This is a genomic window from Micromonospora sp. NPDC049662 (genome assembly GCF_040675055.1).
In the GTDB taxonomy this organism is placed as follows: Bacteria; Actinomycetota; Actinomycetes; order Mycobacteriales; family Micromonosporaceae; genus Micromonospora.
Window position 1 is genome coordinate 183496 of record NZ_JBFAOC010000001.1, and the last position, 10272, is coordinate 193767.

Sequence of the window (10272 nt, forward strand, 5' to 3'; positions counted from 1 at the left end):
CCTCGTGCGATTGCGCTAAGAGGCGCGGGGTCCCCGATCGGCGACCGGTCGGTCGGCCCCTGGTCGGCGGCGCGGGCGGCCTGCGAAGCGGGCCGCCTTGATCACGACGGAGATCTACAGCCAGGTTTCGTCGGCGACAACCCGTGAAGCCCTGCGAGCCCACGGCACATCATCAATCGCTCCAGACGGAACTCGCGGCCAGCGCGGCCGGGTTGAGCGCGCACTATCCAGGGTAGGGCCAGCGGCGTTCAGGCAGCAGTTGCGTCGAACCGTCGGCCTCGATCACCCAGGTACGCGGCTCACACAGCGGGTCATCCAGACTGGCGATCTCTCGACCGGCTGGATCTCGGGCCACCAGCCGCATCGAACGCGCGCAACTGCTTCGCAGCGGAATCAATGCCGAGCTCGTGGCAGACACGCTATGGGTGATGGGGACGCCACCCGTCTCCTCAACCGTCAGCTTGCTCGCCAGATGGTTCTCCACTACGAACGTTTCCGCACTACTGTCGGTATCCATCATCGGAACGCCGAACTGTCGTACCCAGCCAACGGCACCGGCGCAAACCACCACCACGACGGTGATGAGCACGGCCAGAGCCCGCCACAAGCGACGTTGCCGGCCAGATTTCGGGGGCGTTGGTGGTGTTGTCATCGTCTCTCCCGCCGGGCGCCCGGAACGGTCGCCAGTTGCGATCCCTCCTCCGAGGGGGACCAGGTCAGCCTCGGCGACGCCCCAATGTCCCGGCCGTCGACGGCGAGTATCGCGGTGAACGGCGCACCCTGCGCTCTCCCGCCTGGCGCGCGGTCTGCCATTAAGTGTTGCGTTGAACGAGTTCCGGCACAGTACAGGTCGGGGTCCGGGTGCTCGGCGCCATCGTGCCCGGCGCCGGCCCGCTGCGTCTGCCCGCACCGCGCACCGCCGCGCTGCGGCTGGTCATGGCCGGCTGAGCGACCGCTCCCGCTCCGGTCAGCCAGCCCCGAAGCAGACGAACGCCGCCGCGGTGGCCCGGGCCGGACCGTCGCCCGCCGCACCGAACGCCCACTGCGCGTCGGCGAGGGCTCGCGCCGGGCCGGCACCCGCCCGCATCCGCGCGTGCAGGTCCAGCATCAGTGCCGTGGTGGGCTCGGCCGGCACGGGCAACACGGTCGCGATCAGGCACCGGGTGCCGAGCGCCAGGAGCACCGCGGTGAACCCCATGACCTCGTCGCCGGGGCGCAGCCCGGTCAGGCCGGAGTCACAGGCGGAGAGCACCACGCAGCCGGGCGGCCGGGCGACCGCCTCCCACTCGTAAGCGAACAGCGGCCCGTCGGCCAGTTCCAGGGTGGAGAACTGTGGGTTGTCCGCGCGGAACGTGCCGTGGGCGGCGATGTGCACCAGCCCCGCCCCGTCCAGCGCGGCGGTCAACGCCGCGGCGGTGGCGTCGGGCCCGGTGAGCCGCCGCGCCCCGGGCAGGACCTGGGCGAGCCGGCATACCTCGGTGTGCCCGGCCGGCAGGCGCGGGCCGGCGGCCAGGACCGGCGGCCCGGCCGGCAGCTCCCGCCGATCCGCCCCGAGCCAGGCGGTGGCCGAGGGGGCGACGGTCACCGGACGCCCCGCGCAGGTGGGCAGCGCCGACCAGGGCACCGCGTGCAGCGCCCCGACCGGGACGATCACCAGGGCCCGGTCGGCCAGCCACCGCCGCAGCGGGGCGAACAGCAGCCGGTCCAGGGCCGCCGCCGCGTCGCCGGCCCCCGCCCGCGCGGCGGCCGCGTCGCCGGTGGTGACCAGCCGGCGCAGGGCGAACCGGTGCCGGCGGGCCAGGTCCGCCGCGGCAGCGAGCGGGCCCAGGTCGTGCAGGCTGGCCCGGCCGTCGCGGACCAGCACCGCCCGGATCCGGTCGCCATGGGCCACCAGCTCGACCAGCACCCGGGAGCCGAGCCGCGCGGCCAGCGCGCCCACCCCGGGCGGGGCCAGCACGGGGCCCCCACCGGGCACCCGCCGGGCCAGGTCCCGGATGCGCTGCTCCAGCCGGGCCTGCCGGCCGCGCAGGGCGGTTGCCGGGCGACCGGCCAGCACCTCGTCTTCGAGCAGGCCGCTGACCAGTCGGAGCTCAGCGAGCGCCGCCACCAGGTCGGGGTCGGCCGGAGGCCGGGCCGGCCGGGCCCGCAGCGCATTGGCCCGCCACCGCTCCGCCCACGCCAGGACCCGCCCCGGCGCGCCCGCCCGGACCGCGATGTCGAGGCCCTCGGCCGCCAATTCCTGACCGTACGCTCCACTGTGGGCACGCAGCTCCGTGGCGCCGAGCGACATGCGGTGCCGGTCGAGCACGACCAGCCCGCGGCGCAGCGCCCGGGCGGCCCCGGGTTCGTCCCCGTCGAGCCGGCGCGACAGGGCCAGGGCGTACCAGCCCTGTGCTCGCCGGTCGGCGGTGCCGCGACGGCGGGCCCGGGCGGCCACCGCCAGCAGGTTCCGGGCCCGGCCTGGCCGTCCCAGCGCGGCGGCCACCAGGCCGGCCTCGATCCGGGTGGTCAGCGCCGGACCCGGCCACCCGGTGGCGTCGAGCTGATCGGCGGTACGCACCATGGCGGTGAACAGGGGTGCCGAGCGGGTGCCCCGGCGGTACTCGGCGCGCAGCTCGACGTGCCGGGCGAAGACGGCCCAGGTGCGCCGGCCCTGGCGACGGAACCGGGCCCGGGCCGCGGCGGCAGCCTCGGTCGCGGTATCCAGGTCCGCGGCGAGCAGCGCCGCGCGGGCCCGGGCCAGCAGCGCCTCGGCGAGGTCGGAGGCCATGCCCCGGCGCCGCAGTTCCCGGACGGCCGCCGTCGCGACCACCACCGCCTCGTCGACCAGCGGCACCGACAGCAGCAGCTCAACGCGGTCCAGCAGCAGCGCCGGCCGGGGTACGGCGAGCCGCCGGTACTCCTCGTCGACCGTGGCGAAGCAGCGCAGCGCGCCGGCGATGTCGCCGCGCTGGCCGGCCGCGATGCCGCAGTTCCAACGGGCGTCGGCCGCCGCGAGGTCCAGGCCCAGCCGTTGGAAGGCGGCTGCCGCGCGGGACAGGTCGTCGTCGGTGCCGCCGGCGGCGCCCCGGTGGGCGTTGAGCAGCCCCCGGTTGTTGCGCGCCCGCGCCTCCAGCAACAGATCACCCTCGCGCAGGGCGATGTCGACGGCCAGGCCGTAGTCGCGTACCGCCTCGTCGTAGCGACCTCGGTAGTGCAGCACTACGCCCCGCTGCATCCGGGCCCGCCCCGCGTCGGCACCGACGAGCTGCGGCAGCGCGGCGGTCACCGCGCGCAGCGCCGCAGCGGTGTGGCCGGCGTTGGCCAACACGTAGCCCAGGCTCATCCGGGCCAACGCCCGGTTCCGGGGCGTGCCGGCGGCCCGGACCGCGCGGCGCAGGTGGCGCAGGGCGCCGGACAGGTCGTTGAGCTCTCGCAGGGCCAGACCGACGGCCCGCTCAGCGGTGGAGCGCTCGTCGGCCCCGGCCGTGGGCGCGGCGGCCAGCACCCGCTGGGCGATCGCGATCGCCTCGCGCGGGTAGCGCTGGACGGCGTCAAGCGCCGCCTGAGCCGTGCCGGCACCGGAACCGGTGCTGTCGGGCATGCCCCACAGAGTCCCCGAACTGATGCCCAGCCGTCAATGTCTCTGCGGGCCTGTCGGGAATCTGCACCCACCATTAACGCCATTGACACGCACCTATGCTTTGGAAGAATCGACGACACCCGGGAAACGTGGCCACACCGGCCAGTGGCGGGCGCTTCTGCCGACCGCATGGAGGACCCGTGTCGCCTGACCATCCCGCCGCGCCGCGCCCGGCCGGCCAACTGTCCCGACGGCGACTGCTGGCCGCGTCCGCGCTGGCCGCCGCAGCGTCGTTCGCCGTCGGGTCCCGTGCGGCCCCGGCCCGCGCCGGCAGCGGGGACGACGACGCCTACCAGCGCGCCTTCGACGAGGCGCTGGCTGCCGACAAGAACGTCCGCCGGCACACCACACCGGGCCGGGAGTTCCTCTACCGGCCACGGCAGCTGCTCGCCGCCGACGCCGACGCCCAGCGGGTCACCGCCTGGCTGCGTGCCCGCGGACACGTGGTGGCCGTGGGCGACGGCTTCGCCGGGGTCACCCGGCTGCTCTTCGACCGGGAGACCGACGTTCCCGCGCTCGTGACCAAGCTGCGCGACCCCCAACAGTGGCCGGGGCGGCCGGTGCCGAATGTGCAGCCGCACCACGTGCTGCTGGGCTGCGGCAACATCATGGGCAACCCGGGCAGCCCGCCCACGACGGTCGCCGCGCTGCCGCCGCCGGACCCGGCCCGGCTGGGTGAGGGCGCCAGGGTGACCGTCGGGATCTGCGACACCGGCATTTGGCGGCAGGCCGGCGGCTACCACCCACAGTGGCTCGGCGGGGCGTACCTGCCGGAGGTCGACGACGAGGACCCGCTCTACGTGCACACCGACGTACTCGCCCCGCAGGGCGGGCACGGCACCTTCATCGCCGGCGTGGTTCGGCAGGCCGCGCCGGGAGTCCGGGTCGACCCGGAGCAGGCGTTGACCGCCACCGGCATTGGCGACGAGGCGTCGGTGGTGGCCGCGATGGCCCGGCTCGCGCCGGCGGTGTCCGTGGTCAACCTGTCGCTGGGCGGATTCACCCAGGACGACAGGCCGTCGCTGCCCCTGGCCAACGCCGTGGCCGCGCTACCCGCGACGAACGCCGTGGTCGCAGCGGCGGGCAACGCCGGCACCAGCCGGCCGATCTGGCCCGCCGCGCTGGGCCAGGTCGTTGCGGTGGCGGCGGTCAGCCAGGGCTCCGGTGGCGTGGTGCCGGCCACCTACAGCGGGTACGGGCCGTGGGTCGACGTCTGCGCGGTCGGCGAGCGCCACAGCACGTACGTCGAGGGGCAGATGCCGCTGCCGGGCCGCCCGACCCGGGTGTTCCATGGCTTCGCCACCTGGGCCGGTACCTCGTTCGCCACGGCGCACGTCTCCGGTCGGCTCGCCGCCCTGATGACCGCCGGCGGCCTGAGCGCCGACGCGGCCCGGCTGGCGCTGCTCGCGGCGCCGCGCTGGCACCCCGACTACGGCGTGCTCGTCGAATGAGCGACCGGGCCGCGAGCCGATCAGCAGCACCGTGCGGTGGCCCCGGCCGGTGCCGGGTGCAGCGTTGCCGCGGCGGGAACGAGCGGCCGCGAGCGACGGAGCAGTGCCGCACCAGCCGGCGGACGGCGTCGCCGTGACCGACCCGAGCGCAACCGACCTGGTGACCGCCGCGGCGGGCGGGGACGAGTCGGCGTGGGTGGAGCTGGTCCACCGGTACACCCCGCTCGTCTACTCGGTGATCCGGTCGTACGACCTGAGCCGCGCCGACGCCGCCGACGTCAACCAGACCGTCTGGCTGCGTCTCGTCGAGCAGCTGAGCCGGATACGCGACCCGCAGGCGCTCGCCTCCTGGCTGGCGACCACGGCCCGGCGCGAGTGCTACCGGATGTCCCGCCTCGGCCGTCGCACCCAGCTCTTCGACCCGTACGATGACGCGCTGGACGCGTACCATGGCTTCTCCCGCACGGCGGACGTGGCGGCCCCCGACGAGGAGCTGCTGCGCGCGGAGCGGCGGCAGGCACTGCGGGAGGGCTTCGCGCAGCTGCCACCGCGCTGCCAGAAGCTCCTGGCCCTGTTGACCGCCGACCCGCCGGCCAGCTACCGGGAGATCGCCGAACGGCTGAGCGTGCCGGTCGGCAGCATCGGGCCGACCCAGGCCAGATGCCTGCGTCGGCTACGGGACTGCCCGGCGCTCGCCCCGTTTCTCGGAACGGCCGCAACCCGGACGAACGGAGGTGAACGCGATGGAGCCGTTGCCGCCGGCCGATGACGCGGCCCTGACCGCCGAGCTGGGTGCGGCGCTGCGGGAGGTCGGGTCGGTCCCGGAGGAGTTCCTGACCGCCGCGCGGGCGGCGTTCGCCTGGCGAAACGTCGACGCGGAGGTGGCGCTCGCCGAGCTGACGTTCGACTCGGCGTGCGACGCGGCGCCCGCGCTGACCCGGTCGGCCGAGTCGACGCGGACGCTGTCGTTCCGCAGTGCGGTGGTGACGCTGGAGATCGAGGTGACCGACGCCGGCATCGTCGGTCAACTCGCCCCGCCCCGAGGGGGGCGGGTGTCCGCGCAGACCGCCTCGGGCACGTACGCGGAGGCACCGGTCGACGCGGTGGGCTTCTTCTCGCTGGGCGCTCCCCCGCCCGGCCCGGTCCGGCTGCGCGCCCACACCGACGGCTACTCGGTGGCCACCACCTGGGTTTCGCTGCGCTGACCCACCGTCCACCTGGGACGGCGGCGCGCACCCGGGACGCCCAGAGCGTCCTGGCGAGCGCGCGGCGACGGGGGTCGCGGGCTGCCCAGGCCCACGACCCCCGCTGGTGGCCGGGGCTACTGCTTCCCGACGCTCATCAGGTACTCCACACCACCGAGGTCGGTCCGCTCCGCACCGCTCGTGTCCGGACCGAACTGGGTCACATCGAGCGCGAACTCCTTGTCCGAGGCGACCGCGGCCGCGAAGGTGAGGGAGAACTCGACCCGCTCACCCGGTTCCAGCAGCAGGTTGCCGAGGCGGGCCTTCGCCGGTTCGACGACCTCCAGCTGGTTCCTGCCGACCTCGCGTATGCCGGTGCCGACCTTGCCGCCGGCCTGCCACCGCTCGAACAGGGTCGGCCCGAGGTCGACGACGACCCGGCCGCCCACGGCCTGAATCGGCTCCCCCGGCTGCGTGAAGACCAGGTCGTTCTTGGTCGCCACCCGGAGCGAGTTGCCGATGGCGAACGGCCGCACGACCGGCGTCCCGCCCGCGACGAGCCGCACCGAGTCGACGTTGCGCCAGGCGATGTTGTTGTTGTTGCGGGTGTTGGTGCTGATGTCCGGACCCTCGAAGGTCATCGGATCGGTGGACGACACCCACCTGGCCAGCAGGCAGAAGTGGCCCGGTCCGGGCACCCCGGTCCACGGGATCGTCACGGTCGTGGTGCCGGCGAAGACGGTCACGTTCATCGCGCCGATCTGGGTCCAGTGCGTCGGCCAGACGGCACCGCCACCCGGCGTCGTCCGGTAAATCCGCAGCACGCCGCTGCCGGTGCCGGAACCGTACGGGCCGGGGTTACGCAGCTTGATGAAGATGTAGTTGGTGACGCCGACGATCGGGTTCTGGCTGACGGCACACTCGACGGCGGTCGGGCAGACCTTGATGTCGGGGCTGGCCCACAGCGGGTTGAGCGAGTGGGGTTGGACGCCGACGTCGGCGGTGACGTCCCGGATGTAGACGTCGGTGCGGGCCGCCGCGGCCTTGTCCTGCCGCGCGTCGACCGGCGCGGCGGCGGCCGTGGTGACCGCCAGCAGCGCGGCCAGCGCCGTGCCGGTAAGCACGGCCAGCGCCGAGCGGCGGACGTATCTTCCTACGTTGCCCATGACAGGCTTCTCCCATCGTCGAGGGACCGCCGACCCGCGTTGTCTCCTACCGGGCCGACGCGATGACGTTGTTCAGGAGCGCGGCGCGGCGCGGTTGATACGCCCGGCGGGACCCGTCACCGTCAGATGGAGCGAGGAACGACCAATTAGACGAGTATCGATATTTTCCCCGGCCGGCCCGATGCTGTCGGAGGGTGTCGGTACGCTTCGCCGGCACGTCGATGTGGATCGCCTCGACCACAGTGGTGCCGATAGCGCACATCGGGTCGAGCACCAAGTCCGCTGGTTGCGTGTAGGCGGTGACGGCGTGCGCGGCGATCGCCGGGAGCATCCGCGCCGGGCGCCGCACGGACTCGCGGACGTACCGGCCGCGGCGCTGGACCGGGCCGGTGGACTGGGCGGTCGCCCACACCGACAGGCCTTGGGGGCCGGGAGCAGCCCGACGACGTCCGATCGTGGGGGCAGTCGTCGTGCTCTGCTCGTCGGGGTTGCCGACACTGTCTGCGCGGTGCTTAGCCACGGCGACCACCGCCCTCGCGCCCGCCCTGCTGGGCTTGGCTCAACACCATGGGCTGGTGCTGCGGCGTGTGCTCACTAAAGTGGTGTCGGCTCCGCGCCGCGCCGTGGTGCGCTGACACCCTCAACCGGTGTTTGTGAGACCCCCAGGCAACCAACACGGATCGGTGACTTGCTGTTTCAACTGCGCTGAGCTGTCGGATGGGTCCCACGGTGTCCATGCTCGTCCGTCGGCGTCTAACCCGATCGTCACCCGTTAGTCACTCACGCCTCGCGCCTGCGGCTCTGCTCCCTCACCTCTGCCGCGCAACTGAGCAACGACCTAGCCAGCGACTCGGCCCGGTCCGCCGACAACCACAGCGAGCCGTGCGGCACGTCGTCATCGGGACCGGCCAACCCTTCGGTCAGAGTCTCCGCTGGCACTTCGACGTCTAACCGAACGAAATGATGCCCCCTGCTGTAGTCGACGAAGGCATCCAGGTACCGGTCATCATCGAAGGTCACCGCCGCATGCTGCCACGACAGCGATCCCCACTTCACCTTCTACCGCTTCGTCCCGAAGGAACCATTAGCCGTTGGTGATCTGCGCCAACAGCAGACGGGAGCAGTCGAGCAGTACGTAGGAGTCCACAGACGTCCGTGCCTTGCTCGCGCTCGTCGTCACTCAGTTGGTCACCCAGGTACGACAAAGGGGCCGTCTCGATCTTCCGAGATGGCCCCTTACCTGCGTCGGGACGGCCGGATTCGAACCGACGACCCCTTGACCCCCAGTTTACAACGATTCTGTCACGGGATGCCAGAACCGATTGATACATCCGCAGATACGAGCAAATGGGCATCCCTTTTTGACGCCCTCTGCCGCCTCATGCCGGCCGCTCCTCGGGTGCCAGTCCCGAGCCGTTACCGAGCTCGTTACGGCAACCGGTCAAGAACCCGCCCTGACATCGGGTCCAGGTAGCTCTGGTGCCCGCCCTTCATACCTGGCCCGCGCACGCGCCTCGTCAGCAGCCGATCGCTCGCCAGTTGCTCGAGCGCCGACAGGTGGGGATCTGTCTTCAGGCACCGTAGCTGGCGGGCACCGCTACACGGAGGTACCACAACCAGAAATCGCGACGAAGAGCAGAGTTACTGGGCGTCTCCCAGATGGCTCCGCCAGCTAAGGCGATGGAGGCGAAGTAGGAAGGTTCCCAATCCTCAGAGTCGACCTCCGCCTCATCGGCGCCTGCGGGCAGCACTAGCCCGCCCCATAGCACGTCCCGGTTGGTAGCCCAGCACGCCAAACCCGCGGCGACCGCAGGAAACGTCTCGGGACCGGTACGCATCCGATTGTCGAGGAACGTCGCAAGACGGTTGAGCTGGACCGAGTTGTAGACCAAGCCCAGTTGAGGCTGTTCGGGCGTGGCGCCTGGTGTGGGACCGCAAAAGGGAAGCGGTTCGACGAAGCGTTCCTGCCAGACTGGCCATGCCTTCACCGCACACGATGCTGATAGCCGCAGGTACGAACGCCAACTGCCGCCGCCCGTAACCTGCTCGAGCGCATGGTGCAGCTCCATCCGAAGCGGCCACTTCAGCTCACCCTCTGACGAAACACGGTCGATGTACCCGTCGGCTAGGCGGACAACGGTCTCTTCGGTCACTCCGCGACTACTCCTGTTCCCGAGTGCCGCTCGGGCGGAACACGGTTACAGCAGCCGGATCGGTGACCCACTGTGCGAAGATAAATACTGGTTATTGACGCTGTGGTCACCGAATCGTCCTCAGACGATCGACTCCCTATTCATATCCATCAGATCAGGATCACGCTGGAGCAATATCTGCTCAAACCGCTCCCATCCATGATCCGCAACGAATTGCGCTTCACCAGAAGTGACGGGGATTAGCCACACGATAGCAACCGCATCACCATTCTCAAGGATGACCGACTTAAAATCGGGGTCGTAGTAAACGGGCAGCGCCGCATAAAGCGAGGCGAAACCGGAATCACCGACGATGTCTTTGGGTAGAGGTATGACATTGCCTCGAAGGACCGCTTCACGGGCATCAAGGCACCTCGACACGACAAATTCCAACGCCCGAGGGAACATACTGTGTGTCACATCCGCAGGGCCATGCTCGGCGGCGATGAACTCCAGGAAGAGGTGCGCGTCGTGACCTGGACGGTGCAGCGGCACACGACTGAGCCCCACGGTGGCGTAGCCGGTGGTAGCCGCGAAGATGCCACCGGTAAGGTACGCCACGTTGACCGTTGGAAGTCCGTTGCGCGCAGTACCCTTCCAGCCACCGGTCAGCTGCCCCAGGCGGCGCTCGAGATGATCGATCAGTATAGGCACCTC

9 protein-coding genes and 1 pseudogene are annotated in these 10272 nt (G+C 71.7%); 3 read left to right on the forward strand and 7 right to left on the reverse strand.

Annotated features, from left to right (window positions below):
• Positions 1-223 precede the first annotated feature (223 nt).
• Positions 224-589, reverse strand: coding sequence for a hypothetical protein (locus AB0J36_RS00790; RefSeq protein ID WP_357120909.1), 366 nt, complete (start codon positions 587-589; stop codon positions 224-226).
• 378 nt (positions 590-967) lie between these two features.
• Entirely contained in the window at positions 968-3583 is a 2616-nt protein-coding gene (locus tag AB0J36_RS00795) for a CHAT domain-containing protein (protein WP_357120906.1), read from the reverse strand.
• A gap of 179 nt (positions 3584-3762) precedes the next feature.
• On the opposite strand from AB0J36_RS00795, the gene AB0J36_RS00800 reads away from it, so the two are divergent.
• From AB0J36_RS00800 to AB0J36_RS00810, 3 genes are all read left to right on the forward strand, one after another.
• Positions 3763-5073, forward strand: coding sequence for a S8/S53 family peptidase (locus AB0J36_RS00800; RefSeq protein WP_357120903.1), 1311 nt, complete (start codon positions 3763-3765; stop codon positions 5071-5073).
• Between the two features lie 103 nt (positions 5074-5176).
• Entirely contained in the window at positions 5177-5842 is a 666-nt protein-coding gene (locus tag AB0J36_RS00805) for a sigma-70 family RNA polymerase sigma factor (RefSeq protein WP_357120900.1), read from the forward strand.
• Positions 5817-6278, forward strand: a complete 462-nt coding sequence (locus AB0J36_RS00810) for a hypothetical protein (protein WP_357120897.1) — start codon at positions 5817-5819, stop codon at positions 6276-6278. Before AB0J36_RS00805 ends, AB0J36_RS00810 begins: the two co-directional genes overlap by 26 nt.
• 116 nt (positions 6279-6394) lie before the next feature.
• Here AB0J36_RS00810 and AB0J36_RS00815 read toward each other — a convergent pair whose 3' ends face one another.
• The 5 genes and pseudogenes from AB0J36_RS00815 to AB0J36_RS00835 form a co-directional block, all read right to left on the reverse strand.
• Entirely contained in the window at positions 6395-7423 is a 1029-nt protein-coding gene (locus AB0J36_RS00815) for a hypothetical protein (RefSeq protein ID WP_357120894.1), read from the reverse strand.
• A 223-nt stretch (positions 7424-7646) separates the two neighbouring features.
• Positions 7647-7877: pseudogene (locus AB0J36_RS00820) on the reverse strand (site-specific DNA-methyltransferase); the annotation flags it as partial.
• A 326-nt stretch (positions 7878-8203) separates the two neighbouring features.
• A complete protein-coding gene (locus tag AB0J36_RS00825) occupies positions 8204-8443 on the reverse strand; it encodes a hypothetical protein (protein WP_357120891.1) in 240 nt (79 codons plus the stop codon).
• Between the two features lie 551 nt (positions 8444-8994).
• Complete coding sequence (locus AB0J36_RS00830) at positions 8995-9576, reverse strand: Imm5 family immunity protein (protein ID WP_357396550.1); 582 nt, start codon at positions 9574-9576, stop codon at positions 8995-8997.
• A gap of 120 nt (positions 9577-9696) precedes the next feature.
• Entirely contained in the window at positions 9697-10269 is a 573-nt protein-coding gene (locus AB0J36_RS00835) for a suppressor of fused domain protein (RefSeq protein ID WP_357172048.1), read from the reverse strand.
• Between the last annotated feature and the right edge of the window lie 3 nt (positions 10270-10272).

What these genes read in the sequence shown, in the direction of transcription:
- AB0J36_RS00815 (WP_357120894.1), bottom strand. Translation starts at nt 7,423, where the DNA reads ATGGGCAACGTAGGAAGATACGTCCGCCGCTCGGCGCTGGCCGTGCTT.
- AB0J36_RS00795 (WP_357120906.1), bottom strand. Translation starts at nt 3,583, where the DNA reads ATGCCCGACAGCACCGGTTCCGGTGCCGGCACGGCTCAGGCGGCGCTT.
- AB0J36_RS00810 (WP_357120897.1), top strand. Translation starts at nt 5,817, where the DNA reads ATGGAGCCGTTGCCGCCGGCCGATGACGCGGCCCTGACCGCCGAGCTG.